This window comes from Pseudomonas sp. On1, from assembly GCF_033783325.1.
The window spans coordinates 55,898-81,230 of sequence record NZ_JAWPOA010000002.1 but is presented as its reverse complement, the minus strand read 5'-3'; the positions used below and the strand labels follow the sequence as shown (position 1 = coordinate 81,230).

Genomic DNA, 25,333 nt, shown 5'->3' with positions numbered 1-25,333 from the left:
TCTCGAATTCAGCCCCGGCTTCAGGCCACCGCACGCGGCGGGAAGATCCGGGTAGGCACGAAGGGGATCAGGCAGATCATGGCGACGGCGATACCCGCCATCACCAGGTACAGGTCGGCCGAGGTCAGCACCAGGGCCTGTTCATGGATGCGCTTGGCCAGGCCAGCGGCGTTGTCGTCGATCAGCGGCGCGTTGCCCAGGCTGTCGACCAGGTGGTTGGAATGAAAATGCCGGCGCAGGGTGCCAAGGGCATCGAGCAGGCCGCCGGCGATCACCGCCGACAGCCCTTTGATCGTGTTGAACCAGGCGGAGGCGAACGGGCCTTCCTGCGGGGTCATGCCATTGGTGGAGAGCATCAGCAGGGGCAGCACCGCCATCGGCTGGCCGAACACCTGCAGCAGGTAGAAGGGATAGAAGTCGCCGCGAATCCACTGCGAGGTCAGCAGGCTGCTACCCACGCACGATGCCGCCAGCATCGCCAGGCCCGCCGCCAGCACCCAACGGCAGTCCACCGCGCGGATGTTGCACAGCGCCGCGGTGAGCGGCAGGGCGAGCAGCTGCGGCATGGCCACCAGCATCATCAGCGGGCTGGTCTGCGCCGGGCGGTAGCCCTGGATCTGCGCCAGGTACGCCGAAGGAATGCTGCCCACCCCGGACAACACCACCAGTACACCGGCCAGGGTCACCAGGGCGAAGCTCAGGTTGCGCCGCGAGAGCATGCGCAACTGGAAGAACGGCAATGGCTCGGACCACTCGTTGTACATGAACAGCACCAGCAACAGCACACCGCCACCGAGCAGCCAGCAGATCAGCGGCGAATCAAACCATCCCCAGCGGTCGCCCAGCGACAGGCCGAGGACGATGCAACTGATCGCCGGCAAGCCAAGCAACCCCCCACGCCAGTCCAGTTGCCTGAAGCGCTCCAGGCGCAGCGGATCCTGGGGCAGGCCCCAGCCGACGCAGGCGATTGCCAGCAGCGACGGCAGGATGATCTGCCAGAACGCCCACTGCCAGCCGACGTACTCGGTCCACAGGCCAGCCAGCGGCGTGCCGAGGTTCGGCCCGAAGGTGGCGGTCAGGGCATAGCAGGCCAAGCCATAGACCTTGATGCCCGGCGGCAGGAAGCGCAGCGCCACGCTCATCAGCATCGGCGGCAAGGCGCCCGAGGCGAAGCCCTGCAGCACACGCAGCAACATCAGGCTGTGCAGGTTGGGGGCGAAGGGTTGGATCAGGCCGAGCACGGCAAAGACGCCAACGGCGGTCATGGTGAAGCGGCGCAGCGAGAAGGTGGTGGCCAGCCACGGCGCGAAGGCCATGGCCGAGACCGAAGCGGCGCTGTAAACCGCCAGCAGCCAGGCGCCTTCGTCGGCACCGATGCCCATGGCGCCACGGATGTCGCTCAGGGAAATCTTGGTCACCGCCTCGTTGAGCCCGGCGCACAGCACCGCCAGCAACACGCCGAACAGCCCGACCACCACCCGCAGGCCGAACGCCGTCTGCGCGGGGGCGGCCGGCGCAGGGGCGGCGGCCAGCGCGGCGGAAGGCGCGGTCAGGGAACTCATGGATAGACATCTCCAGCAACATTTTAAGGGCTGGGTGAAGTCTAAGAAGGTCGAATACTGACGAAAACTGACTTGTTGGCAGCTTTATGTTGCGTCAGACGCAATCCAGATTGATTTGCCGGCTATGGAACGCAAAACATTGCCCATCAAGGATCGATGCTGCCGCAAGCCTTCAGCGTCTGCCGCAACCAGCGGTGCGCCGGGTCATTGTCGAAGCGCGGATGCCAGGCCTGCATCACGTTGACCTTTTCCAGCGGCACCGGGATCTCGAACGAACGCAACGGCAGCTTCAAGCGCTGCACACTGTTGAGGATGTTGGCCGGTATCGGCAGGATCAGGTCCGAATCCGGCAGCGAGAACATCGCCGAATGGAAACTGGTGGTGATCAGCGCCACTCGCCGCTCCACCTTGCAGTTGGCCAGCGACACGTCGATCGGCCCGTTGGCCCGCCCCCGCCGGGACACGCTGATCTGCGGGTAGGCAGCAAAACGCTCGGGGGTGATCGGAGCATCGAAGATCGGGTGATCCTCACGGGCCAGGCCAACGAAATAGGTGTTGAACAGGCTCTGCACCTTGATCTCCGGCCCCAGTTCGATGGCCGAGCTGATGATCAGGTCGATCTGTCCGTTGCGCAGCACCGCATCGTCATCGCCACTGCCCTCGGGCACGAAACGCAGCACCGTGCGCGGCGCCTGGGCCAGCATCATGCGCAGCAACTGTGCGCCATACAGGGCAATGAACAGGTCGTTGGTGCGGATGTTGAAAGCGCGGTCGAGGTTGGCCAGGTCCACGGCATCGCGGCTGCGAAACACCAGGCCAGCCTGCTCCACCAAGCCATGCACCTGTTCGCGCAGGGCCAACGCTCGCGGTGTCGGCACCAGGCCACGGCCGGCACGCACCAGGATCGGATCGCCCATGGCCTCGCGGATTCGCCCGAGGGTCCGGCTCATCGCCGCCGGGCTCAGGTTCATGCGCTGGGCGGCACCGACCACGCTGCCTTCGTCGAGCAGCACATCGAGGGCGACGAGCAGGTTCATGTCCGGGAGTTGCATGGCCGTTTTCCGTGACAGCTGTGGGAAACGCGATGGTAACAGGTTGGCCGATTGCGTCTGACGCAATGGCGCCGTGCGTGGGGGACCATTTATCCGTAGAGGTCAATGAACCGACAATGGTGTGGCCTCATCGTTGGCAAGCCGCGGCGGCGAACCGCAGTGCCTGCAGGCAGCGCATCTCCCTGCGGGCACCGCGGTTCGCCGTTGCGACTTGCTGGCGATGAGCGCAGCACTGCCATCCATTCTCCAAAGGATTGCCCATGCCCCATCCGGTTCTGATCGCCATCGACGCCTCCCCGGCAGCCGCCAGCCTGCTCACCCTCGCCCAGCGCTACTGCCGCCCCGGCGAGCACACCCTGCATGTGCTGCTGGCCATCGACTCGACCTTCGCCGTGCACGACCACCGCACGGTCTACACCGAAGATGAGTTGGAGGAATACCCCGCCGCCTGCGACGAACAGCAACAGGCCGAGCACGCCGTGAACACCGCCGTGAGCATGCTGCGCGACGCCGGCTTCGACAGCCTGGGCTGCATGGTCGCCGGCCAGCCGGTGGAGGCGATCGTCGCCAAGGCCCGGGAGCTGGAGTGCGAACTGGTCATCATCGGCCACCGCCACCTGTCACGGCTAGGCAGGCTGCTCGATCCGTCGATCAGCGCCAAGGTGATCGATCGGATACAGATACCGGTTCTGGTAGGCGTGCCGACTGAAGTTGGCTGAAGCCCCGCGATAGACTTAGCCCCGCGATGACGTACTCGGATCAGCCCTCGCTCGGCTTGACCACCACGGTACAGGTGGTCCCCGCCGCCAGCAGGAACCCTTCCGGCACTTCATCGATATGGATCCGCACCGGCACCCGCTGCGCCAGGCGCACCCAGTTGAAGGTCGGGTTCACATCGGCGATCAGCTCGCGGCTTTGCGGGTTGTCGCGGTCGTAGATCCCCCGGGCGATGCTCTCCACATGCCCTTTGATACGCTCGCCGCTCATCATCTGCAGCTCGGCGACATCGCCGACCTTGACGTGGGGCAGCTTGGTTTCCTCGAAGAAGCCGTACACCCAGAACGACTGCTCATCCACCACCGCCATCACTGCCTCGCCGGTGCGGGCGTAATCGCCCTTGTGGATGTTCAGGTTGGTCACATAGCCATCGACGGTGGCAACGATCTGCGTGCGCTTGAGGTTCAGTTCGGCGGCGGCCAGCTGGGCCTGGGCGTGCTGGTAGTCGGCCAGGGCGGAGCTGGCGATGTTGCTGGCGTCGTCGCGGTTCTCTTTCGAGATCACCAGGTTGTCCATGTCGGCGCGGCGCCTGGCGTTGACCTTGCGCATTTCCCAGGTGGCCTTGCGCGAGGCCACCAGCGCCTTGGCCTGCTCCACCGCCAACTGGTAGTGCTCGGGGTCGATGCGGATCAGCACGTCGCCCTTCTTCACCCGCTGGTTGTCCTTGACCGGTACGTCCACCACATAGCCTGGCACATCGGCGGCAACGTTGATGATATCGGCGCGCACCCGGCCGTCGCGGGTCCACGGCGTGGTCATGTAGTGCAGCCACAACTGGCGACCGATCACCACGGCAGCGGTCAGCACCAGGAGGGTGGCGATCAGGCTGAAGAACTTTTTCATTGCAGGATTCTCACCAGTAGAGCGACAGCGCCAGGGCGCCGAAAAGGCAAACGAACAGGCTCAGGCGCAGCAGCGCCGGGTGCCAGAAGAAGCGATAGCCATCATGGCTGGCGATGAACCGGTCCAGGCCCCAGGCCAGGCCCAGGGCGAACAGGAACATCAAGGTCATGGTGGGCATGTACACGCCATGGAAGGCGATCTCGCGGGGCATGGTTTCACGGAGCATCGTGCGATCCTTTCGCCGGAGCCAGCGGCGACTGTGGGTCGAGCAGGGAGGAACGGATGAAGTGCAGGTAGCTCTGCGCCCGACGCAACACCGAGGTGTCGAAGTGCCGGGCGAAAGGTTCATCGGTGGCCTGCACGCGGCTGATGGCATGGTCCACCGCCACCAGGGCGCGTTCGTGGTTGCTGGCGCTGGGTTGCAGGAACAACCGCGCCAGGGCCCGGCCCATGACGCGGATGGCCTGGCGCCACGGCTGCGACTCGGCGTAGGCCGGGTGCACCGGGGCGCGGGCCTGCTCCTTGCGCAGCTCGATGATGGCGTGGCCGATCTCCAGCACCGTGAACATCCAGCCCATCAGCTGGCTCTGCACCTGCGGCTTGCCGGCGGCCAGGCCGTAGGCCTGGTGCAGCAGATCGCGGGTACGGCTTTCGAAGGCCGAGCCCAGGCCGCGCAGGCGCCCGCCGATGGCGAACAGCACCTGCTCACGCAGCTCCTGCTCCAGGCGGCTCCACAGCCAGCGGCTGTTGGGCGGCAGGATGATCGCCCCGGCTGCGGCGCAGACGAACATGCCGATGACCATGCCGATGTAGTCGTTGATGAAGGTGTAGGGGTCGTAGATCGTCAGGTTGTTCGGCACCGAGCCGATGGCAAAGAACACCAGCAGGCCCAGGCCGTAACCGGCATAGGCCGGGCGCGAGGCGAGGAATGCGCCGAGCACGAACACCGGCGCCAGGACCATGCACAGCAACGCGAAACCGTCGATCCAGGGGAACACGAAGAACGTCTCGAAGAAACCGACGAAGGCACCGATCGCCGTGCCGCAGGCCATCTGGAACGCCATGCGCTTGGGGTTCGGCGATGCCGCCGAAAGGCCCACGGTGACCGTGGCGATCAGGGTCATCATGCCGCCACTGGGCCAGTCGCTGAGCAGCCAGTAGCTGCCCAGCAGCAACAGCACCGCCGAGGCGCGCACCCCAGCGGCAAGCGAGACCAGCCAGCTGGTCTGGGCCACATAGGGTTCATCCCACTGTTCGCGTTCGTGCTTGTGCACGGCCAGCGAGGCGTGGGTCTCGGCGTAGCTGTACATCTCGTCGACGAAGCGGTACAGCAGCTCGAAGGCAGTATGGAAGTCCAGCAGGTCAGACTCGCTGGGGTTGGTCTGCAGATACTCGGCGCGCAGACCACGCACCTGGGCCTGCAGGCCTTCCTTGTAGGTGCCCAGCTCCAGGGCCAGGCGCAAGGCGTCGGCGTCGGTCAGCGCCCGGCCGACATAGGGCTGCAGCAGCTCGGCCAGGGTGGCCAGCCCGGGCTCGATGGCGCCGACGATCTGCAGCGGGCCACGGGCGCGCAGGCGCTCGAGCAACCGGTGCAGGGCGTTGAAACGCGTGGTGATGGCCATGAATTCGCTGTTCATCCGCACCAGCCGGCCGGAGCGCCGGCGCATGTGCGGGTCTTCGAAGGCGGTGACGTTACGCAGGCTCTCCAGGCCCACCGCCTCGGCAACGAAGCGCACGTTGCTGGTCTCGAAACGGTCGCGCTGGCTGTCGCCGCGCAGGGCCTCGACCACCACCCCGGCGAACACGCCAAAGCGCTGGTACAGGGCGTTGCGCATGGCGGCACTGGCCGACTGCGGCAGGATCGCGGCGCTGACGAAGGTCGAAACGAGAATCCCCAGGGCGATCTCCAGCACCCTCCACACCGCCGCCATGAACGCCTGGTCGGGGTGCTGCAGCACCGGCAGGCCGATCATCGCCGCGGTGTAACCGGCCAGCACGAAACCATAGGCGCGGAAGGTCCGGTAGCGCATGGCGCCCGCCGAGCACAGGCCGACCCACAGGGCCAGGCTGGGCAGGAACAGCTCGGTGTTCTGCGGGAAGATCGCGATCAGCGCGACCATCATCGCCGAGCCGGCCAGGGTGCCGAGCACCCGGTAGAAACTCTTGGCGAACACATGGCCGCTCTGCGGCTGCATGACGATGAACACGGTGATCATCGCCGTGCGCGGCTGCGGCAGCTCCAGGCGCATGGCCAGCCACAGGGTGATGAAGGCGGCGGCCAGGACTTTGAAGATATAGACCCAGGTGACGCCGTCGGTACGCGCCCAGGCAAAGAACCCCCGGCGCCACTCCAGGCTCTGCAGCCAGCGCAAGGGCAAGCTCGATGTGCTCATTCGGCATGGTCCGGCGTGTCGAAGATGGCCAGGGTGGCGGGTGTTTTCGGTGCGGCCTGGCGCTGTTGATCGGGCACATCCTTGCCCGCCTCCAGGCCGCCGCCCAGGGCAGTGACCAGTTCGGCATGGGCCACCAGGCGCGCGGCCTGCACTTGCTGCTGCACCTGCTGCTGGCGGAACAGCAAGGTCTGGGCATTCAGCACGTTGAGGTAATCGGTGAGCCCGCGCTGGAAGGCGACGGTGGCGATGTCGTAGGTCTTCTGCGCGGCAGCCACGGATTCGGCGGCGAAGTGCGCCTGCTCCTTCATCGACTCGCGGCGGATCAGTTGGTCGGAGATGTTCTGCAACGCGCCGATCACCGTCTGGTTGTAGCGCGCCACGGCCACGTCATAGCCCGCCGAGGCCACGCCCAGTTGCGAACGCAGGCGGCCACCATCGAAGATCGGCAGGCTGATGGCCGGCCCGACGTTGTAGTTGAACTTGCGCCCGGTGAGGAACTCCAGCGGGCCGCCCCCGGTGGCCATGAAGCCGAGGCCACCGACCAGGTCGACATTGGGGAAGAACCCGGCATGGGCCACGTCGATGCCACGGGCCTGTGCCGCCACCTGCCAGCGGCTGGCGACCACGTCGGGACGCTGGCCGACCAGTTCGGCGGGCAGGTTCGAGGGCAGTTTCAGCGGCGCAGCGAGGGTCAGGGTCGGGCGTTGCAGTTTCGCGCCCTCCCCCGGCCCCTTGCCGGCCAGGGCCGCCAGCTGGTTGCGAGTCAGGGCGATCTCTTCGTCGAGGCTATCGATCTGGCGGTGGGTTTCCGGCAGCGGCGCCTCGGCCTGGCTGACTTCGAAATGGGTACCGATGCCACCGTCGAGGCGACGCTTGGCCAGGGCGACGATCTGCTCCTGCTGCGCAAGCTCCGCCAGCACGATATCGCGCCGAGCGTAATGCAGGCTGAGCTGGATGTAGGCGCGCACCACGTTGTTCTCCAGCTCCAGCTGGGCCTGGCGCGCCTCGGCGGCGCTCATGTGCGCCTGGTCCACGGCCTGCTCGCTGGCATTGCGCTCGCGGCCCCACAGGTCCAGGGCGTAGCTCAAGCCGATGGCGGCGTTGTTGTCCCAGGTGTTGGCGCCGGACAGCGCGCCGGGGCCGTAGAACTGATCCTCCGGCCAGTTGTGGCGCTTGAGGGTGGCGTTGCCGTTGGCCTGCAGCTTTTCCGCCGACTCGACCACGCCCGCCATGGCCTTGGCTTCGCGCACCCGCGCGGCGGCCATGGCCATGCTCGGGCTGCCGGCCAATGCCAGTGCGACCCAGTCGTTCAACTGCGCGTCGCCATAGGCGCGCCACCATTGCTGGGCCGGCCAGTGGGCGTCGCGCGCAGCCTCACGGATGGCGTCGTCGGTGGTCAGTTGGTTGGCTTGGAGGGTTTTGCTCTGCGGGGCGATACCCCAGGTTCCGATACAGCCGCTCAAGGTGAGACTAAGGGCACAGGCACTGAGCGCGCTAAGCGCTCTGATGTTGCGACGCGGCACAGCTGCGATTTCCCGAGGAAGAGGTGGAGGGGCCGGGCAATTCTAGGGGCGGGTTTCATTGGCGATAAGCGTATATTCCTGCGAATCTTTGTTACCAAAACAGCGATAATCCGGCTTTAGTCGGAAGCGAAACAGCGTTACTTCATGTCACAATTTTGTCCTCTAAACCGAGAGTGACCCATGGACACCCTGCAAAACATGCGTGCTTTCAGTTGCGTGGCCCAGCTCGGCAGCTTCACCGCTGCCGCGGCGCAACTGGATACGACCACCGCGAACGTGTCGCGGGCGGTCTCCAACCTGGAAGCCCATCTGCAAACCCGCCTGCTCAACCGCACCACCCGGCGCATCGCGCTGACCGAGGCCGGCAAGCGCTACCTGATGCGCTGCGAACAGATTCTTACCTACGTCGAAGAAGCCGAGGCCGAGGCCAGCGATGCCCATGCCCGCCCCGCCGGGCAGTTGAAGGTGCATTCGATGACCGGCGTCGGCCAGCACTTCGTGGTCGACGCCATCGCCCGCTACCGCGAATCGCACCCGGACGTGACCTTCGACCTGACCATGGCCAACCGCGTGCCCGACCTGCTCGACGAGGGCTATGACGTGTCGATCGTGCTGGCCAGCGAGCTGCCGGACTCGGGGTTCGTCTCCCAGCGCCTGGGCATCACCTACAGCATCGTCTGCGCCGCGCCCGACTATGTGGCGCGCCATGGCTTCGCGCACAAGCCCGCCGACCTGCTCAAGCATGCCTGCCTGCGCATGGTCAGCCCGGTGATCCCGCTGGAGAAATGGCTGTTCGACGGCCCCGAGGGGCAGGAGGTGGTCAACATCACCAGCTCGCCGTTCCAGGTGAACTCCGCCGATGCGATGAAGACCGCGATCCGCAGCGGCATGGGCGTGGGTGTGCTGCCGATCTACACCGCCATCGATGGCCTGCGCGACGGCAGCCTGGTGCGGATCCTGCCGCAGTACCGCCTGCAGGAGCTGAACCTGTATGCGATCTACCCGTCGCGCCAGTACCTGGATGCGAAGATCAAGACTTGGGTCGAGTACCTGCGCAACTCGCTGCCGGAGATTCTCGCCGCCCACGAGGCCGACCTGAAAACCCACGAGCTGCTGATCGCCAACTGAAAAAGCCGGTGCATTCGGGCGGGGGACAATGGTAGGTTGCTAAGCAACGACACCGCCCCTACCCGCCTTGCAGAGAAGCAGCCCGATGAAAAAGACCGTCCTGGCCTTCAGCCGCATCACCCCGGCCATGGCCGAGCGCCTGCAACACGACTTCCACGTGATCGTGCCCAACCCCAAGCTGGGCGACATCGCCGCCCAGTTCAACGAAGCGCTGCCCGAGGCCCACGGCCTGATCGGCGTCGGCCGCAAGCTGGGCCGGGCGCAGCTCGAAGGCGCGGGCAAGCTGGAGGTGGTGTCCAGCGTCTCGGTCGGCTACGACAACTACGACCTGGACTACTTCAACGAGCGCGGCATCGCCCTGACCAACACCCCCGACGTGCTCACCGAAAGCACCGCCGACCTGGGCTTCGCCCTGATCATGGGTTGCGCCCGGCGCACCGCCGAGCTGGACGCCTGGACCAAGGCCGGCCACTGGCAGGCCACCGTCGGCCCGGCGCAGTTCGGCTGCGATGTGCACGGCAAGAAACTGGGTATCGTCGGCCTGGGCAACATCGGCGCGGCTATCGCCCGGCGTGGCCGTTTCGGTTTCAACATGCAGGTGCTGTACACCGGCAACAGCCGCAAGGCCGCGCTTGAGCAAGAGCTGGGCGCGCAGTTCCGTAGCCTGGATGAGCTGCTGGCAGAAGCCGATTTCGTCTGCCTGGTGGTGCCGCTGTCGGACGCCACCCGCAAGCTGATCGGCGCCCGCGAGCTGAAGCTGATGAAGCCCAGCGCGTTCCTGGTCAACATCGCCCGTGGCCCGGTGGTTGACGAAGTGGCACTGGTCGAGGCGCTGCAGGAAGGTACCATTCGCGGCGCCGGCCTGGACGTGTACGAAAAGGAGCCGTTGGCCGATTCGCCGCTGTTCAAGCTGCCCAACGCCCTGACCTTGCCGCACATCGGCTCGGCCACTGCCGAAACCCGCGAAGCCATGGCCAACCGGGCCATCGACAACCTGCGCTCGGCGTTGCTGTGCGAGCGGCCGCAGGACCTGGTGAATCCACAAGTGTGGAAAGGCTGAGTCGTTCAGCCCGAGCGCCTGGCCCCGTCGCAGTCTGTTTCCACCGCAGACTGCGACAAGGCGCCATTACTTGACTGCCAGCTCCCCTTCCACAGGCCTGGGCTTGGGCTTGCGAAACACCAGCACGTTCCCCGCCATCACCGCCACCAGCCCCAACAATGCCGGCGCTGTCCATTGATACCCCTCGGCAAACGCCGACACATTCAACGCCACCAGCGGGAACAGCACGGTGCAGTAGGCTGCCCGTTCCGGCCCCATGCGCCCGACCAGCGTGAGGTAGGCGGTAAAGCCGATCACCGAGCCCGGGATCACCAGATACAGCAGCGAGCCTATGTAACGCGTGTTCCACTCCATATCGAAGGGGATCCCCCTGAACAGGCAATACCCTGCCAGCATCGACGCGCCATAAACCATGCCCCAGGCATTGGTGGTCATGGGTTTGAGCCCGGCCTTCTGCTGCACACTGGAGAGCATGTTGCCGGCGGAGAAACACAGCGTGCCAAGCAGTGCCAAGCCCAGGCCATAAAGGGTTTCGCGGCTGGCGGCATGATGAGAAAGCTCCGGCCAGAACAGCAGCCCCAACCCCAGCAGCCCCATGGCTCCGCCGCCAAGCACATTGGCAGCGATCTTCTGGCCGAAGAACACCCGCGCATTGATCGCGTTCCACAGGGTGGCAGTGGAAAACACCACGGCGATCAGGCCGGTCGCGACCCACTGGCTGGCGGTGAGAAAGCACATGAAGTTGACGCAGAACAGGCACAAGCCCTGGGCCAGGCACACCAGGTGACCACGTCGGTTCATCGGCTGCAAGCGGCGGGTGAGCAGCAGCAAGACAAACAGGATCAACCCGGCCAGGGCGAAGCGGTAGACAATCGACACCGGGATGGCGACCACACCCAGTTGCAGCTTCAGGGCGATCCAGGTGGTGCCCCAGATCAGGACGGTAAGCAGGTAGAGCGACAGGTTCATGGCGGCTTCCTCGAACAGGCTTTCGGCCCATCGCGGGGCAAGCCCGCTCCCACATTGGGCCACCCTGGCGGGCTGGCGTGGGAGCGGGCTTGCCCCGCGATGGCCGTCACAGGCAAACAGTGTCTTCCCGGGCTTCACACCTGCGCTTGCATAAACTTGCGCTTTTCCTTCTCCGCCAGCTGCCTTCCCGCCCACGCCGCAGTACGATGGCCTTCAGAGGAGTCTCCGATGCCCGCACTCGACCACCTGCAAGTCTTCAACGCCCTCAACGCCTCACCCAACGCCCGGTTGGAGCTGAGCGCGCACCTGGGCGACGGCCTGGCGGCGGCATTGTGGAGCAACCGCGACGATGCCCGTGATTACCAGGCGCCCAGCCATCACACCCTATCGTGCTACATCGCCGACGGCACCGGTACTTTCCGCCGCCAGCGCCCGGCCGACCGCGGCGCACCGGACAAACTGTGCGTGATGCCCGCCGGCCACGAATCGAACTGGGTAATCAATGGCTCGATCCGCCTTGCCCACCTGTACATCAGCGAGGAACAGTTCGCCCTTGGCTGCACCCGCCTGCTGGACCGCGAACCGCGTGAAATGCAGCTGCGCGAGGCGACCTTCCTCGACGATCCGCAACAGGCCGCACGCTTTCGCCAGCTGATCGACATGGACTGGTCCGAGCCCGGCGAACGCCTGCTGGCCAGCAGCCTTGCCCACGACATCATCGACCACGCCGTGCTCAACCAGGTCGGCCTGCGCCATGGGCTCAAACTCAGGGGTGGCTTGGCGCCGCACCAGCGTCGGCAGTTGGTGGACTATATCGAGGCCCACCTGGACCAGCCGCTGACGCTGGGCGAGCTGGCGCTGCGCTGCAACCTGTCCGAGTACCACTTTGCACGGATGTTCCGGGCAAGTTTCGGCCTGCCGCCGCATCAGTATCTGCTTGCCCGGCGGCTGCACAGGGCCTGTCGCTTACTGCGCCTGGGCACGCCAGCCTTGGGCGAGGTGGCACTGGCGTGCGGGTTCGCCAGTGCCAGCCATTTCAGCAACAGGTTTCGCCAGGCATTGGGGGCGACGCCTGGAGAGTACAGGGCAGCGTTCCGCGCCTGACTGCCGGGCCCTGTCGCGGAACAAGCCCATTGCCATGCCGCCCATCATCGATTGGTCAGAACTCGAAGGTGCTCGACAGGCTGACTTGCCGCGCATCCCCCACCGCAACGAAATAGCGGTTCACCGCGGAGCTGTAGTACACCTTGTCGAACAGGTTCTTCACGTTCAACTGCAGGCGCACCTTGTGCTCGTCCAGCTTGGTTTCGTAGCTGGCGAAGGCATCGGCCACGGTGTAGGCCGGCAGGTCGAAGTCGTTTGTCGCATTGCCCGCACGCTCACCCACGTAGCGCGCACCGGCTCCCAGGCGCAGGCGATCACCGCCGAACAGGATGCCGTAGTCGTATACTGCCGACAGCGAACCACTGTGGCGGGCGACGTTCTGCAGGCGGTTGCCCTTGAGCTGCGGGTCCTTGGTGACCTCGGCGTCGGTAAAGGCATAGGCCCCGATCAGGCTCCAGCGCTCGCTGAGCTGGCCAGTCAGGTCCAGCTCGACGCCCCGTGAACGAACTTCCCCCGCGTTGCTGTAGAGAATGGTCCCCGGCTGGGTGTCGCCATCGGCCACCAGCACGTTGCGCTTGGTGATGTCGAACAGCGCCAGGGTACCGGTCACCGCGCCCGGCACGTCGAGCTTGGCCCCCAGCTCCCAGGACTTGCCCTCCTCCGGCGCGATCCCAGAGTCCAGGGTCAGGGTGCGGCCACCACCGATGCTCAGCGGGGCGATGGTCGAGTTGGGCTTGAACGACTCGCTGTAGCTGCCATAGAACGACAGCTGCTCATCGACCTTGTAGACGACGCCCGCATGGGGCACCCAGGTCTGGTCACTGGTGTCGGTGTTGACGTTGAACGGTCGGCCGCGGCCGGCGTACTGGTCGTACTGCTGGAAACGCCCGCCTGCCACCAGGATCCAGTGCTCGTCCAGGTGCCAGGCGTCCTGCAGGAACAGCGAATCGGTGCGCAGCTTGTCGGTCTGGTCGCTGTCGCTGGCGCGCACATTGGTGCCTTCCACTTCGCGGCCATAGACCGGGTTCAGATAGCTGAAGGTCGAGCGGCTGTTCTGGCGGATCAGGTCGGCGCGGTAGACCTTGCGGTCCTCGTGATCGGCACCCAGCACCAGATCATGACGCATGCCGGCCAGCTCGACACTGCCGTTGAGGCTGAAGGTGACGAACTGGTCACGGCTCAGGGCGCCCCGGGTGCCGTCGATACTGCGCGACAGCGTGCCCTTGCTTTCATCCACGCCGGTCACGCGCACCTGGCTGGCATCGTAGGTTTCGCGGTTGAAGCTGTAGCCGACGTGCAGCTTCCACGCGTCGTCCAGCTGATGGTCGATTTCCAGGCGGTACAGGTCGGAGCGGCCCTCCATGTCGTTGAACGGCTCGTCCAGGCGGCGAGTAGCGGGTATGTTCAACGGGTGGCCATCGCTGCCGAAGGCGGTCCCGCGGTCGAACGGATAGCGAAACTCGCGGTGCTCATAGGCCAGCACCACCTGGGTGTCCTCGCCGTACCAGGCCAGCGACGGCGCCACCAGCGATTCGCGGTGCACGCCGAAGTTGCGCCAGTAGTCTTCATCCTCGTGATCGACGATCAGGCGATAGGCCAGGTTGCTCTCCCCCAGCGCACCGGTGCTGTCCAGGCCGCCACCGCTGCCGTTCTTGCCGTTGCCGTAGGTCGAGCCGCGCAGGGTCAGGGCGTTGTACTGCGCAAGTTGCGGGCGCTTGCTGACCACATTGATCACCCCGCCCGGGTCCTGGATGCCGTAAAGCAGCGAGGCCGGGCCCTTGAGCACTTCGACCCGCTCGGTGCTGGCATTGAGCGCGCGGCCCTGCACGATCGGCATGCCGTCGCGCATGATCGAACCGTCGCGGTTGTCGCCGAAGCCACGCTTCATCACGGTGTCGGCGGTACCGCCGAAGTTGTTGCCCTGGGTGATGCCGCTGACGTTGTACAGGGCATCGTCCAGATTGCGCGGCGCCTGGTCGCGGATCACCTGGGCCGGGACCACGTTCACGGCCTGCGGGATATCCAGGGTCGCGCCCTGGCCGCGCATGATCGAGGCGCTGGCCGGCGGCTGGTAGCTGTAGTCGTCCAGTTGCGAGTTGATGGTGGTGGCTTGCAGGTTCACCGCGCCGGAAGTGTCGACCGGCTCCAGGGTCAGCGTGCGGGCGTCGAGGCGGCGCCAGGCCAGGCCTGAATTGCCGAGCAACTGCTGCAGAGCCTGCTCGGCGTCGAAGGTGCCGTTCAGCGCCGGGGCTCGCAGGTCCGGTAGCGTCAGGGTATAGACCACGCTCTGCCCGGTGGTACGGCTGAAGGCGTTGAGCGCCTGGGCCAACGGCTGGCTGGGCTGGGCGAAGGCATAGACCTGGCTCTGCTGGGCGGCCACGGCCTGGGGCACGACGGCCACGGCGGAAAAGCTGCAGAGGCCGAACCAGAGCGAGACGCAACGCGGGGTGAACTTCATGGACGCGGACCTGTGGGCGGGATGATCGTATGCGAATGAATCGCACTTCCACTTACTACACGGATGCCGGCGTGGGGTACCTCATCACCTGATGGAAATATTTTGCTGTTCCGACCCTATCGCGGGGCAAGCTCGCTCCCACGCGGTGGCTTGCAGGGTCCAAGATCGTGGGAGCGGGCTTGCCCCGCGCTGACGTCGGCTCAGGTCAACGCAAAACGGTCAACCGGCCCAACAGCGTCTGCCGCTCGAACCCCAGCACCTTGCCCAGCGAATCCAGCGCGGCCAGCGGTTCCTCAACCGGGAAACTGCCACTGACCCTGCGCTGCGCCAGCTCACCGTCGAGCAGCAGGATCCGCCCCGGGTAGTAACGCCCCAGGTCCTCGAGCACCTGCGCCAACGGCACCTGGTAGTAGTTCAGCCAGCCCTGGCGCCAGGCCAGGCGGCTGTCGCTGTCCACCGCCTCGACCCCACCGGCCACACCACCGGCATAGGCCAGTTGCTGGTTGGCTGTCAGTTCGCGGGCAGGCTGCCCTTCGGCTGCCGTCACCGCCACCCGCCCGCTGCGTACCGTGACCTGCGCGCCGTCACCCTGCCCGCGCACCTCGAACTGGGTCCCCAGCACCCGCACTTCGCCGCCCTGGGCATCCACCAGGAACGGCTCGCCGGTATGGGTCACCTCGAAAAACGCGGCGCCGCGCAGCAACCGCACACGCCGCTCGCCCTGGGCGAAATCCACTGCCACGGCAGTGCCGGCATCCAGGGTCAGTTGCGAACGATCGGCCAGGGTCACCTGCCGCACCTGCGCCCCGCTGGTGTAGTCGGCGCGTAGGTCCTGCAGCCAGAACTGCGGCTGCCAGCCTGCCGCGAATCCCAGCGCCAGGACCAGGCTCGCCGCCACTGCCAGGCCGCGCCACGGTCGCTTGCGCTCGGGCCGGCGCATGGCCTCCAGGTATGTTTGCAGGCCTTGGTGTTCCTCGGCCGCCAGCCGCGCCGCCGGCGCCTCGCTCAGGCGCCAAAGCGCCTGGGCCTCGGCATAGGCCTGGCGATGGGCGGGGCTCTCCAGCAACCAACGCTTGAACGCCGCGCCCTCGGCCTGCGCCGGCTGCTGCTGGATGCGCCCCAGCCAGCGCAGGGCGGCCTGGGACTGGGCGGCAGTGATCGGCTGTTCAACACTCATCGACGGGCGCTCCCTGGCCGGCGCAGTGGGGACGCGGGGTCGGCGACACTCGCCTTGCACGCTTCGAGGGCGCGCATCATATGCTTTTCCACTGCGCTCTGGGACAACTGCATGGCCTTGGCGATCTCGCCGTAGGTGCAGCCATGGATGCGGCTGAGCAGGAAGATCTGCCGGGTGCGTTCGGGCAGCGCCCGCAGGGCCGCCTCGATGCGTTGCAGGTCGTGATTGACCTCCAGGGCCTGGTCGGGGGCCTGGCTGTCCGACACGCTGTCAGGATCATGCAGGCCTTCAGCGACCCGGTCGCGGCTGCCTTCGCTGCGCAGGTAGTCGATAGCCAGGTTGCTGGCGCTGCGCAGCAGGTAGGTATCGAGCGCCTCGACCTGCACCTCGGGGCGCCGCCAGAAGCGCAGGAACAAGTCCTGCACCAGGTCCGACGCCGTGGCGCGGCAGCCGACGCGGCGGCTGACCAGCGCCTCCATGCGCGCACGCTGGGCGAGGAACACCTGGAGGAAGCGTGCCCGCCCGCCGCCGGCCTCGGAGTCGCTCAAGGGCCTAGACCGCCAGCACGGCCAGCAGCGGCCCGAGCACCAGGCTGGCAAGCGCCGCGCCGAGCAACAGCCGCGGCTGGTAGGGCAGGCCGAACACCCACAGGGTCACGCCGGCCATCAGCACGGCGATCCACTCCACCAGGCCCAGGGCCCAGCCGCGCCCATGCACGGCGAGGATCAACGACAGCAGCAGCAACGCCCAGCCCGTGATCTTCAAGGCTCGCAGCTGCCGCCCCGTGGGCTTGCGCCCGAGCAGGTCGTTGAAGTGTTTTTCCATGGCCAGGCACAGGCCGGCAAAACCGGCGAAGCCCATCAGCGCAACCCCCAGCATCAGCTCGCCTCCACGGTCTTGGCGGCGCGTGGCGCATGCTTGGCGACCGGCTTGGGCGCGCGCAGCATCTTGCCGGCGGCCCAGGCCAGGAACAGGCCGGTGGCCAGGGCCGTCAGGTCGAAACCGGCCATGGCCCAGTCACCCGCGGCGATGGAGTGATCCAGGCCCTGGTCGGAGGTCAGCGCGTTGAGCAACGGCAGCAAGGCGAACGCCAGCGCGCCCAGCGTCAGTTGCTCGCCCCAGGCGCGGCGCCCGCTCCTGAGCATGGCGTGGAGCAATGACGCGCCCCAGGCCAGGAAGAAGCCGTTGATCTCCCAGTCAGCCCGCCCTTCCAGCGTTGCCGGCAGCAGGCGATTGGCCCAGAAGAACGCCGCCACGCCCAGCAACAGGCCGCTCATGCTGGCGATGTTCAGCACTTCGACCAGGCGCAGTTCGCCGGGCATGCGCTCATTCTTGGCGTGCTTGAGTTGGCGCTTGCCCAACCACATCACCAGGCCCGTGCCGATCACCGCCGTGCCGGCCACGCCGAAGGCAAAGTAGAGCCAGCGCAGCCAAGGCCCGGCGAAGTTGCCCATGTGCAGGCCGACGAAGGTGAACGAAGTGGTCATCGCCGCGCTTTCCGGCGCCCCGCGTCGCAACAGCTCACCGCTGACGCCATCGAAAGTCCAGGTGGCGCTGCGCTGGTAGGCGACACTGTCGGCCGAGGCACGGTTGAAAGTGACCCGAGCGTTGCGGTCACCGGGGTTGTATACCCGGATGTAGCCCATGCGCGCCCCCGGCGCCTGTTCCTGGACCTTGGCATACAGGTCAGTCAACGGCGCCAGCGGCGCGGCCTGGGCAACCGCCTCGGGCACTTCGTCGCGGCCGAACACATCGTTGAAGTAGCCGCTGCTGTCACCATAGCTGGCCAGGATGCTGGCCGGCATGACCATGTACATGAAGATCACCAGGCTGCTGTAGCTGATCATCAGGTGGAACGGCAGCACCAGCACACCGATGGCGTTGTGGCCGTCGAGCCAGGACCTCTGGCCCTTGCCCGGGCGGAAGGTGAAGAACTCCTTGAAGATCTTCTTGTGGGTGATGATCCCGGTGACCAGCCCCAACAGCATGATGAAGGCGCAGAAGGTCGACAGCCAGCGCCCCCAAGGGTGGGGCATCTGCAATTGAAAGTGGAAGCGGTAAAAGAACTCGCCGCCCCGGCTGTCGCGGGCCTGGACTGCCTCACCGGTGCGCGCGTCGAGGTTCTTGTCGGTGAAGCCACGACGTCCATCGCCGTTAGGGTCGCGCCAGCTGACGCTCAGCGCCGCCTGGCGCTCGCTGGGCAAACGGATGAACCAGGTGCTGGCATGCCCCGCATGGGTTTCGAGGTAACGCTGGGCCAGGCCAAGGCTGGCCACTGGGTCGAGCGGATGGCTCTGCACCTCGGGCCGGCTCCAGTGGCTGATCTCTTCCTTGAAGTACGACAGCGTCCCGGTGAGGAAGATGGCAAACAGCAACCAGCCGAAGATCAGGCCGGTCCAGGTATGCAGCCAGGCCATGGCCTGGCGGAAGCCTTCTTTCATGACAGGTTCATCCAGTAGGCCAGTACGTTGATCAGCCCCAGCACCAGGCTTGGCAACAGCATGCCCAGCCAGGCACGCCAGGCGCTCCGACAGGCGAAGCACCAGATGAAGGCGATGAGGTAGACGACGAATGACAGCATCATTCCGGTCATCGTCGCGTCGGCCTGGGTCATCGGCGCAAGCAGGGTGATGCAGACACTGGCCATCGACGCCAGCAGATAGCCGCCCAGCAGCGCTGCCAAGCTGCGGGAAGTCACGGCCAGGCGGTAGCTCAGGGGAAGGCCGGCGGCTTTGCTCTTCATGACGAGGATCCGGGAATGGGGGCTGCAATACTAATGATTTCAATTCTCATAAGCAAAGCATGCCGACACGCGCGATGGCGAGCCAGCTGCCCAACGGGTCAGTCGTTACGAGTTGAAACCCAAGAAGGTGCGCACCTTGGAAAGCGGCACCGCCAACGGGGACCTGCAGGCCGATGCCGGCGCGCTCTGGTCAATTTCGACAACCCGCTCGAGAGCCTCCAGAACCACACCCACCGCGCGACAGCCCTCTGGACAAGCGCCCCTGTTGGCGCTGCCTTCAAGCCAGCGCTTTCTCGATGGCCTGCACCACGGTCGGATCATCTGGTGCGGTACGTGGGGCGAAGCGTGCCAGCACCCGGCCATCCTTACCGACCAGGAACTTCTCGAAATTCCAGCTGATGTCGCCAGGGAACTCAGCGCCTTCGCCCGCCAACAGGCGATACAGCGAATGACGTTGCGGGCCGTTCACCTCGAGCTTGGCCCCCAGCGGGAAGCTCACGCCGTAGTTGAGGCTGCAGAAGTCCTGGATTTCCTTCTCGCTGCCAGGCTCCTGGCCTGCGAACTGGTTGCACGGCAGGCCGAGCACGTTGAAGCCCTTGCCCTTGAATTGCTGGTGCAGTTTTTCCAGCGAAGCGTATTGCGGCGTCAGCCCGCACTTGGAGGCGACATTGACCACCAGCACCACCTGGCCCTTGAACGGAGCGAGGGGCAGGTCCTCGCCGTTCAGCGCCTTCAACGTCAGGTCGTGAAATGCACTCATGATGAAATCCCCTCTCAGGTTCCGATTGCCGCAGGGGCGAATCCCGCCCACGAAAAAGGCGCGCGGCCAAACCGTCCACCCTCCCGAGGAGGGCAAGTCCGGCTTGCCCGAGCGCCTGGCGACTCTCTGAGCTTAGCGCAGAAAATCAGTGGTGATGGCCACCTTCACCGTGGATGTGACGGTGAGCGATTTCTTCTTCGCTGGCGTCACGCACGTCGACAACCTTGACCTTGAAGTTCAGGCGCTGGCCAGCCAGCGGGTGGTTGCCGTCGACGGTCACGTCGTCGCCGTCGATGTCGCGGATGGTGACGATCTGCATCTGGCCGTCCGGCGCCGAGGCGTGGAACTGCATGCCGACTTCGAGTTGGTCGACGCCTTCGAACATCTTGCTGCTCAGGGTGCTGACCAGCTCGGCGGAGTATTCGCCGTAGGCTTCTTCGGGCTCGATGGCAACGGTCAGTTCGTCACCGGCCTGCTTGCCTTCCAGGGCTTTTTCCAGGCCCGGGATGATGTTGCCGGCACCGTGCAGGTAGACCAGCGGCGCACCACCGGCGGAGCTGTCGATGACCTCACCAGCGTCGTTGGTGAGGGTATAGTCGATGGAGACAGCCTTGTTGGCGGCGATCAGCATGGGGCAAGACCTTTTGCAAAAGTATATAGAACGAACAAGTGTAACCAACGCATCAGCCGATTGCGAACCCGGCGCGGACCAACAGCAGCCCATCAGTCGGATCACCGGCTTCCACCTCGACGAAGAGCGGCACTGGGTGGTCGAGCTGTCCTGCGGCCACACCCAGCATCTGCGCCACCAGCCGCCGTGGCAGGCCCGGCCCTGGGTGCTCGATGCCGACGAACGCGCCCGGCGCATCGGCCAGGTATTCCCCTGCGGCTGGTGCGCTCAGGGTGCCGTTAGCGCTACCCTTGGCCGCTGAACTCCTTGCACCGCTTATTCCGAGAAGCACGCATGCAGACATTTTTCATCGCGCCGACCGACTTCGGTGTCGGCCTGACCTCCATCAGCCTGGGCCTGGTGCGCACCCTGGAGCGCGCCGGGCTCAAGGTAGGCTTCTTCAAGCCGATTGCGCAGCCGCACCCCGGCGACACCGGCCCGGAGCGCTCCAGCGAACTGGTCGCCCGCACCCATGGCATCAAGCCGCCGACGCCCCTGAGCCTGGGCCATGTCGAGCGCATGCTTGGTGACGGCCAGCTCGACGAACTGCTCGAACAGATCATCCGCCTGTACCAGCAGGCCTGCGTCGGCAAGGACGTGGTGGTGGTCGAGGGCATGGTGCCGACCCGTCACGCCAGCTATGCCGCCCGGGTCAACCTGCACCTGGCCAAGAGCCTGGACGCCGAGGTGATCCTGGTATCGGCGCCGGAAAACGAGGTGCTCAGCGAGCTGTCCGGCCGTGTCGAGCTGCAGGCCCAGCTGTTCGGCGGCCCGCGCGACCCGAAGGTGCTGGGGGTGATCCTCAACAAGGTGCGCACCGACGAAAGCATGGCCGACTTCGCCACCCGCCTGCGCGAGCACTCGCCGCTGCTGCGCGGCAACGACTTCCGCCTGCTCGGCTGCATCCCCTACCAGGCCGAGCTCAACGCCCCGCGCACCCGCGACGTGGCCGAGCTGCTCGGCGCCCAGGTGCTCAACCCCGGCGACTACGACCAGCGGCGCATGAGCAAGATCATCATCTGCGCCCGCACCGTGGCCAACACCGTGCCGCTGCTGACCTCCGGCACCCTGGTGGTGACGCCGGGCGACCGCGACGACATCATCCTCGCCGTGTGCATGGCGGCGATCAACGGCGTGCCCCTGGCCGGCCTGCTGCTGACCAGCGACAGCAAGCCCGACCCGCGCATCCTCGAGCTGTGCCGCGGCGCCCTGCAGGCCGGCCTGCCGATCCTGTCGGTGAGCACCGGCTCCTACGACACCGCCAACCAGCTCAACTCGCTGAACCGCGAGATCCCGGTGGACGACCGCGAGCGCGCCGAATTCATCACCGACTTCGTCGCCAGCCACCTGGACGCCGCCTGGCTGCACCAGCGCTGCGGCACGCCACGCGAGCTGCGCCTGTCACCGGCGGTGTTCCGCTACCAGTTGATCCAGCGCGCCCAGCAGGCCAACAAGCGCATCGTCCTGCCCGAGGGCGCCGAGCCCTTGCTGGTGCAGGCCGCGGCCTTGTGCCAGGCCCGGGGCATCGCCCGTTGCGTGCTGCTGGCCAAACCCGAGGAAGTGCAGGCCGTGGCCCGCGCCCAGGGCATCAGCCTGCCGCCGGACCTGGAGGTACTCGACCCCGAGGTGATCCGTGGCCGCTATGTCGAACCCATGGTGAACCTGCGCAAGAGCAAGAACCTCAACGCGCCGATGGCCGAGCAGCAGCTGGAAGACCCGGTGGTGATCGGCACCATGATGCTGGCCCTCGGCGAAGTGGACGGCCTGGTCTCCGGTCTGGTGCACTCCACCGCCAACACCATCCGGCCGGCCTTGCAACTGATCAAGACCGCACCGGGCAGCAGCCTGGTGTCCTCGGTGTTCTTCATGCTGTTCCCCGACCAGGTGCTGGTCTATGGCGACTGCGTGATGAACCCGCACCCCAGCGCAGCCGAACTGGCCGAGATCGCCCGGCAGAGCGCCGAGTCGGCCGAATCGTTCGGCATCGCGCCACGGGTGGCGATGCTCAGCTACTCCAGCGACTCGGCGGCCAGCGACGAAGAAGTGGAGAAGGTCCGCGAGGCCACGCGCCTGGCGCAGCAGGCCGAGCACGACCTGCTGATCGACGGCCCGTTGCAGTACGACGCCGCCGCCAACCCCGAGATTGCCCGACAGCTGGCGCCGTCGAGTCCGGTAGCCGGGCGCGCTACGGTGTTCGTGTTCCCCGACCTGAACACCGGCAACACCACGCACAAGGCGGTGCAGCGCAGCGCCGACTGCGTCAGCCTCGGGCCGATGCTGCAAGGGCTGCGCAAGCCGGTCAACGACCTGCCGCGCGGAGCGCAGGTGGACGATATCGTGCACACCATCGCCTTGACCGCGATCCAGGCCAGCACCGTGCGCTGAACGGCAAAGGGCCGTCATGCGGCCCCACGCTCATCGGAGTGGCCAAGCCTTGGCGAGTCCGAATGAGGGCATGCCGGCACGCCGATCATTCATTTGAATTTCAGATCAATGGCAAAGAAAAACAAACTTCTCAAATAAGCCCCGGGCGCGGATGCTGTGACGATCACGCTCGTATCCTGGAGAACAACAATGAACGAAGTCGTCATCGTCGCCGCCACCCGCACTGCCATCGGCAGTTTCCAGGGGGCCCTGGCCAACGTGTCCGCCGTGGAACTGGGCGCCGCGGTGATCCGCCAGCTGTTGGCCCAGACCCAGCTGGACCCGGCCCAGGTCGACGAAGTGATCCTCGGCCAGGTGCTCACCGCCGGCGCCGGTCAGAACCCCGCCCGCCAGGCCGCCGTCAAGGCCGGCCTGCCCTACGAAGTACCTGCCCTGACCCTGAACAAGGTCTGCGGCTCGGGCCTCAAGGCCCTGCACCTGGCCGCCCAGGCCATCCGCTGCGGCGACGCCGAGGTGGTGATCGCCGGCGGCCAGGAGAGCATGAGCCTGGCCCCCTACGTGATGCCCTCGGCACGCACCGGCCAGCGCATGGGCCACGGCCAGTTGGTCGACAGCATGATCAGCGACGGCCTGTGGGATGCCTTCAACGATTACCACATGGGCATCACCGCCGAGAACCTGGTGGACAAGTACGGCCTGACCCGCGAGCAGCAGGACGCCTTCGCCGCCGAGTCGCAGCGCAAGGCCGTGGCCGCCATCGAGGCCGGCCGCTTCAAGGACGAGATCACCCCGATCCACATCCCGCAGAAAAAAGGCGAGCCGCTGGTGTTCGACACCGACGAGCAGCCACGCCCCGGCACCACCGCCGAGTCCCTGGGCAAACTGCGCGCCGCGTTCAAGCAGGACGGCAGTGTCACCGCCGGCAACGCCTCCAGCCTCAACGACGGCGCCGCCGCCGTGCTGCTGATGAGCGCCAGCAAGGCCAAGGCCCTGGGCCTGCCGGTGCTGGCCAAGGTCGTCGCCTACGCCAGCGCGGGCGTGGACCCGGCGATCATGGGCATCGGCCCGGTGTCGGCAACCCAGCGCTGCCTGGACAAGGCCGGCTGGCAGCTTACCGACCTGGACCTGATCGAAGCCAACGAGGCCTTCGCCGCCCAGGCGCTGGCGGTGGGCAAGCAGCTGGAATGGGATGCGGCGAAGGTCAACGTCAATGGCGGCGCCATTGCCCTGGGCCACCCGATCGGCGCGTCGGGCTGCCGGGTGCTGGTGACCCTGCTGCACGAGATGATCAAGCGCGATGCGAAGAAAGGGTTGGCGACGCTATGCATCGGCGGCGGCCAAGGTGTGGCCCTGGCAATCGAGCGCTGACCTGACGGCTTTTGGGGCTGCTTTGCAGCCCATCGTCGGCAAGCCGACTCCCACCCCGTTCGCACTGCCCAATAGCCATGCGCTGTTGCGGTGGGAGCCGGCCCGCTGGCGATGGACCGCAGAAGCGGCCCCGAAGACCTGTTGCCCACCCTGAACAATCGCCATCCAGAAGCACTAGTTGTAATTAATAGTGCAGCTTTAAAGAGCTCATAAAAGAAACAAACATATTCAAATGAACACTTAACGTCTCATCAACTTAACCCCTCACGATAAGCAGCTGCGCCATTAATTCGAATACTCTCGCCAGCGCCCCCTACTTTCCGACTGCCACCAAAACAACACTTTGACACTTTCAAGGCGCCCTCTAACCTGTGTCAGGCACTCCCTGAACTGCTTAAGTTCAAACGCAATCGACCCTATAAATAAATCTGCTAAAGGGATTTGACATGCACGCTCCAGGAGCAATTCCATCGGAAAAAGAAAGTGCCCACGCCTGGCTGACGGAAACCAAGGCGAATGCAAAATCCACCGCGCTGCGCGGCAACATTTTCGCGCAGGACTACAACCGCCAACTGCTCACGGCGACTGGCCAATCCATGCGCAGCGGCGCGGATGCCATCAACCCCTTCTTCAGCCCGGCCAAGGGCACGGCGACCGGCAGCTATGCCAAGGATGCGGACGCCAACGTCAGCCCCGGCAGCGCACCAGTGAGCATCTACGAAGGCCTGCAGACGGCCATCGACATTGCCCGCCGACGCTCCGGCTACAACCCACTGGACCAGCCGACCGACCAGAAGCCGAAGTCCGCCGGTGACCGTGAGCACTTCATCGCCTTCACCCAGCAGATCGCGGAAATCCCGTTCCTTTCCCTGCTGGCAGCGCAAGTCACGCAGATCCAGCAAAAAAGCCATGACGCCAACGCGCTGGTCGACTCATTCGTCAAAGGCTTCATCGGCCTGAAGAACCAGGATGTCGAGCAGATCAAACAGTCCCTGAGCAGCCTGGTGAATGCGGCACTGTCCTATTCCGAGCAGACCGAGCGCCAGTCGAACTTCAACCAGAACATCCTGCAAACCGGCGACAGCGGCTCGGTGAACTTCATGCTGTACGCCAGCGAATTCACCATCAAGGCGTCCAGTCACAAGGGCACCATCACCTTCCAATCGTCTTACACCTTGTCCCAGGCGATCTACCAGCTGTCGGTGGAAAGCTGGAACAACGTCAAAGACGTGTTCTCCAAACAGCAGAAGACCGATACCCAGCAATGGCTCGGCGATACCACCACGCAAGTGCGCGAAGGCTCAAAACTGCGGGCGATCTGTCTGGTCAGCTGAGACCTTCGCCCAGGCCCGACAGGTTCC

Annotated in this window: 23 protein-coding genes; 8 read left to right on the top strand and 15 right to left on the bottom strand. The window is 65.8% G+C overall.

Going from position 1 to position 25,333, the window contains the following annotated elements; all coding sequences use genetic code 11:
- Positions 1-20: 20 nt before the first annotated feature.
- A complete protein-coding gene (locus R5C80_RS02625) occupies positions 21-1,562 on the bottom strand; it encodes an MFS transporter (protein WP_319049771.1) in 1,542 nt (513 codons plus the stop codon).
- Between the two features lie 146 nt (positions 1,563-1,708).
- Positions 1,709-2,614 (bottom strand): LysR family transcriptional regulator, encoded by a 906-nt coding sequence (locus R5C80_RS02620; RefSeq protein ID WP_038706789.1) that lies wholly within the window; start codon positions 2,612-2,614, stop codon positions 1,709-1,711.
- A gap of 260 nt (positions 2,615-2,874) precedes the next feature.
- Here R5C80_RS02620 and R5C80_RS02615 point away from each other — a divergent pair, with 260 nt between their 5' ends.
- Complete coding sequence (locus R5C80_RS02615) at positions 2,875-3,333, top strand: universal stress protein (protein ID WP_023632219.1); 459 nt, start codon at positions 2,875-2,877, stop codon at positions 3,331-3,333.
- A 40-nt stretch (positions 3,334-3,373) separates the two neighbouring features.
- Here R5C80_RS02615 and R5C80_RS02610 read toward each other — a convergent pair whose 3' ends face one another.
- From R5C80_RS02610 to R5C80_RS02595, 4 genes are read right to left on the bottom strand one after another with little or no spacing between them, the layout of a single operon-like run.
- Positions 3,374-4,234 (bottom strand): HlyD family secretion protein, encoded by an 861-nt coding sequence (locus R5C80_RS02610; protein WP_023632220.1) that lies wholly within the window; start codon positions 4,232-4,234, stop codon positions 3,374-3,376.
- 10 nt (positions 4,235-4,244) lie between these two features.
- The gene (locus R5C80_RS02605) at positions 4,245-4,445 is read right to left on the bottom strand and encodes a DUF1656 domain-containing protein (RefSeq protein ID WP_008097766.1); all 201 of its coding nucleotides are present in this window, start codon (positions 4,443-4,445) and stop codon (positions 4,245-4,247) included.
- 4 nt (positions 4,446-4,449) lie between these two features.
- Positions 4,450-6,627 carry an FUSC family protein gene (locus R5C80_RS02600; RefSeq protein WP_104444925.1) on the bottom strand — a complete coding sequence of 726 codons (2,178 nt, stop codon included), beginning with the start codon at positions 6,625-6,627 and terminating at the stop codon, positions 4,450-4,452.
- Positions 6,624-8,150, bottom strand: a complete 1,527-nt coding sequence (locus tag R5C80_RS02595) for an efflux transporter outer membrane subunit (RefSeq protein WP_319049770.1) — start codon at positions 8,148-8,150, stop codon at positions 6,624-6,626. The genes R5C80_RS02600 and R5C80_RS02595 overlap by 4 nt, the downstream gene beginning before the upstream one ends.
- A gap of 180 nt (positions 8,151-8,330) precedes the next feature.
- On the opposite strand from R5C80_RS02595, the gene R5C80_RS02590 reads away from it, so the two are divergent.
- Both R5C80_RS02590 and R5C80_RS02585 read left to right on the top strand, forming a co-directional pair.
- The gene (locus tag R5C80_RS02590) at positions 8,331-9,278 is read left to right on the top strand and encodes a LysR family transcriptional regulator (protein ID WP_023632830.1); all 948 of its coding nucleotides are present in this window, start codon (positions 8,331-8,333) and stop codon (positions 9,276-9,278) included.
- 85 nt (positions 9,279-9,363) lie between these two features.
- Positions 9,364-10,338, top strand: a complete 975-nt coding sequence (locus tag R5C80_RS02585; RefSeq protein ID WP_319049769.1) for a D-glycerate dehydrogenase — start codon at positions 9,364-9,366, stop codon at positions 10,336-10,338.
- 66 nt (positions 10,339-10,404) lie between these two features.
- Here R5C80_RS02585 and R5C80_RS02580 read toward each other — a convergent pair whose 3' ends face one another.
- Positions 10,405-11,307, bottom strand: a complete 903-nt coding sequence (locus R5C80_RS02580) for a DMT family transporter (protein ID WP_023631099.1) — start codon at positions 11,305-11,307, stop codon at positions 10,405-10,407.
- A gap of 228 nt (positions 11,308-11,535) precedes the next feature.
- Here R5C80_RS02580 and R5C80_RS02575 point away from each other — a divergent pair, with 228 nt between their 5' ends.
- Positions 11,536-12,411: a helix-turn-helix domain-containing protein gene (locus R5C80_RS02575; protein WP_038706793.1), complete on the top strand. Its 876-nt coding sequence runs from the start codon at positions 11,536-11,538 to the stop codon at positions 12,409-12,411.
- Between the two features lie 55 nt (positions 12,412-12,466).
- Here the strand turns inward: R5C80_RS02575 and R5C80_RS02570 are convergent, their stop codons facing one another.
- From R5C80_RS02570 to R5C80_RS02535, 8 genes are all read right to left on the bottom strand, one after another.
- The gene (locus tag R5C80_RS02570) at positions 12,467-14,869 is read right to left on the bottom strand and encodes a TonB-dependent receptor (RefSeq protein ID WP_319049768.1); all 2,403 of its coding nucleotides are present in this window, start codon (positions 14,867-14,869) and stop codon (positions 12,467-12,469) included.
- Between the two features lie 205 nt (positions 14,870-15,074).
- The gene (locus R5C80_RS02565; RefSeq protein WP_038706795.1) at positions 15,075-16,046 is read right to left on the bottom strand and encodes a FecR family protein; all 972 of its coding nucleotides are present in this window, start codon (positions 16,044-16,046) and stop codon (positions 15,075-15,077) included.
- Positions 16,043-16,594: an RNA polymerase sigma factor gene (locus tag R5C80_RS02560; RefSeq protein WP_038706796.1), complete on the bottom strand. Its 552-nt coding sequence runs from the start codon at positions 16,592-16,594 to the stop codon at positions 16,043-16,045. Before R5C80_RS02560 ends, R5C80_RS02565 begins: the two co-directional genes overlap by 4 nt.
- A 4-nt stretch (positions 16,595-16,598) precedes the next feature.
- Entirely contained in the window at positions 16,599-16,925 is a 327-nt protein-coding gene (locus R5C80_RS02555) for a DUF3325 domain-containing protein (protein ID WP_046854208.1), read from the bottom strand.
- Positions 16,925-18,487 carry a PepSY-associated TM helix domain-containing protein gene (locus tag R5C80_RS02550; protein WP_319049767.1) on the bottom strand — a complete coding sequence of 521 codons (1,563 nt, stop codon included), beginning with the start codon at positions 18,485-18,487 and terminating at the stop codon, positions 16,925-16,927. Before R5C80_RS02550 ends, R5C80_RS02555 begins: the two co-directional genes overlap by 1 nt.
- On the bottom strand, positions 18,484-18,789 hold the full coding sequence (locus R5C80_RS02545) for a DUF3649 domain-containing protein (RefSeq protein ID WP_023630342.1): 306 nt from the start codon (positions 18,787-18,789) through the stop codon (positions 18,484-18,486). The genes R5C80_RS02550 and R5C80_RS02545 overlap by 4 nt, the downstream gene beginning before the upstream one ends.
- Positions 18,790-19,066: 277 nt before the next feature.
- Positions 19,067-19,549 (bottom strand): glutathione peroxidase, encoded by a 483-nt coding sequence (locus tag R5C80_RS02540; RefSeq protein WP_094011746.1) that lies wholly within the window; start codon positions 19,547-19,549, stop codon positions 19,067-19,069.
- 145 nt (positions 19,550-19,694) lie between these two features.
- The gene (locus R5C80_RS02535; protein ID WP_023630340.1) at positions 19,695-20,180 is read right to left on the bottom strand and encodes an FKBP-type peptidyl-prolyl cis-trans isomerase; all 486 of its coding nucleotides are present in this window, start codon (positions 20,178-20,180) and stop codon (positions 19,695-19,697) included.
- Between R5C80_RS02535 and R5C80_RS02530 the strand changes: the two genes are divergently transcribed.
- The 4 genes from R5C80_RS02530 to R5C80_RS02515 all read left to right on the top strand — a co-directional run bounded on the left by R5C80_RS02530 (position 20,179) and on the right by R5C80_RS02515 (position 25,306).
- Positions 20,179-20,481 (top strand): DUF3565 domain-containing protein, encoded by a 303-nt coding sequence (locus R5C80_RS02530; RefSeq protein WP_081941345.1) that lies wholly within the window; start codon positions 20,179-20,181, stop codon positions 20,479-20,481. The two genes, R5C80_RS02535 and R5C80_RS02530, sit on opposite strands and share 2 nt — an antisense overlap.
- Positions 20,482-20,513: 32 nt before the next feature.
- Complete coding sequence (gene pta / locus R5C80_RS02525) at positions 20,514-22,604, top strand: phosphate acetyltransferase (protein WP_038706799.1); 2,091 nt, start codon at positions 20,514-20,516, stop codon at positions 22,602-22,604.
- A 189-nt stretch (positions 22,605-22,793) separates the two neighbouring features.
- Positions 22,794-23,972, top strand: a complete 1,179-nt coding sequence (locus R5C80_RS02520) for an acetyl-CoA C-acetyltransferase (protein ID WP_319049766.1) — start codon at positions 22,794-22,796, stop codon at positions 23,970-23,972.
- Between the two features lie 446 nt (positions 23,973-24,418).
- Complete coding sequence (locus R5C80_RS02515) at positions 24,419-25,306, top strand: hypothetical protein (protein ID WP_023631032.1); 888 nt, start codon at positions 24,419-24,421, stop codon at positions 25,304-25,306.
- The last annotated feature ends 27 nt before the right edge of the window (positions 25,307-25,333 follow it).

What these genes read in the sequence shown, in the direction of transcription:
- R5C80_RS02625 (WP_319049771.1), bottom strand. Translation starts at nt 1,562, where the DNA reads ATGAGTTCCCTGACCGCGCCTTCCGCCGCGCTGGCCGCCGCCCCTGCG.
- R5C80_RS02620 (WP_038706789.1), bottom strand. Translation starts at nt 2,614, where the DNA reads ATGCAACTCCCGGACATGAACCTGCTCGTCGCCCTCGATGTGCTGCTC.
- R5C80_RS02615 (WP_023632219.1), top strand. Translation starts at nt 2,875, where the DNA reads ATGCCCCATCCGGTTCTGATCGCCATCGACGCCTCCCCGGCAGCCGCC.
- R5C80_RS02610 (WP_023632220.1), bottom strand. Translation starts at nt 4,234, where the DNA reads ATGAAAAAGTTCTTCAGCCTGATCGCCACCCTCCTGGTGCTGACCGCT.
- R5C80_RS02605 (WP_008097766.1), bottom strand. Translation starts at nt 4,445, where the DNA reads ATGCCCCGCGAGATCGCCTTCCATGGCGTGTACATGCCCACCATGACC.
- R5C80_RS02600 (WP_104444925.1), bottom strand. Translation starts at nt 6,627, where the DNA reads ATGAGCACATCGAGCTTGCCCTTGCGCTGGCTGCAGAGCCTGGAGTGG.
- R5C80_RS02590 (WP_023632830.1), top strand. Translation starts at nt 8,331, where the DNA reads ATGGACACCCTGCAAAACATGCGTGCTTTCAGTTGCGTGGCCCAGCTC.
- R5C80_RS02585 (WP_319049769.1), top strand. Translation starts at nt 9,364, where the DNA reads ATGAAAAAGACCGTCCTGGCCTTCAGCCGCATCACCCCGGCCATGGCC.
- R5C80_RS02580 (WP_023631099.1), bottom strand. Translation starts at nt 11,307, where the DNA reads ATGAACCTGTCGCTCTACCTGCTTACCGTCCTGATCTGGGGCACCACC.
- R5C80_RS02575 (WP_038706793.1), top strand. Translation starts at nt 11,536, where the DNA reads ATGCCCGCACTCGACCACCTGCAAGTCTTCAACGCCCTCAACGCCTCA.
- R5C80_RS02570 (WP_319049768.1), bottom strand. Translation starts at nt 14,869, where the DNA reads ATGAAGTTCACCCCGCGTTGCGTCTCGCTCTGGTTCGGCCTCTGCAGC.
- R5C80_RS02565 (WP_038706795.1), bottom strand. Translation starts at nt 16,046, where the DNA reads ATGAGTGTTGAACAGCCGATCACTGCCGCCCAGTCCCAGGCCGCCCTG.
- R5C80_RS02555 (WP_046854208.1), bottom strand. Translation starts at nt 16,925, where the DNA reads ATGCTGGGGGTTGCGCTGATGGGCTTCGCCGGTTTTGCCGGCCTGTGC.
- R5C80_RS02550 (WP_319049767.1), bottom strand. Translation starts at nt 18,487, where the DNA reads ATGAAAGAAGGCTTCCGCCAGGCCATGGCCTGGCTGCATACCTGGACC.
- R5C80_RS02545 (WP_023630342.1), bottom strand. Translation starts at nt 18,789, where the DNA reads ATGAAGAGCAAAGCCGCCGGCCTTCCCCTGAGCTACCGCCTGGCCGTG.
- R5C80_RS02540 (WP_094011746.1), bottom strand. Translation starts at nt 19,549, where the DNA reads ATGAGTGCATTTCACGACCTGACGTTGAAGGCGCTGAACGGCGAGGAC.
- R5C80_RS02530 (WP_081941345.1), top strand. Translation starts at nt 20,179, where the DNA reads ATGGGGCAAGACCTTTTGCAAAAGTATATAGAACGAACAAGTGTAACC.
- R5C80_RS02535 (WP_023630340.1), bottom strand. Translation starts at nt 20,180, where the DNA reads ATGCTGATCGCCGCCAACAAGGCTGTCTCCATCGACTATACCCTCACC.
- pta (WP_038706799.1), top strand. Translation starts at nt 20,514, where the DNA reads ATGCAGACATTTTTCATCGCGCCGACCGACTTCGGTGTCGGCCTGACC.
- R5C80_RS02520 (WP_319049766.1), top strand. Translation starts at nt 22,794, where the DNA reads ATGAACGAAGTCGTCATCGTCGCCGCCACCCGCACTGCCATCGGCAGT.
- R5C80_RS02515 (WP_023631032.1), top strand. Translation starts at nt 24,419, where the DNA reads ATGCACGCTCCAGGAGCAATTCCATCGGAAAAAGAAAGTGCCCACGCC.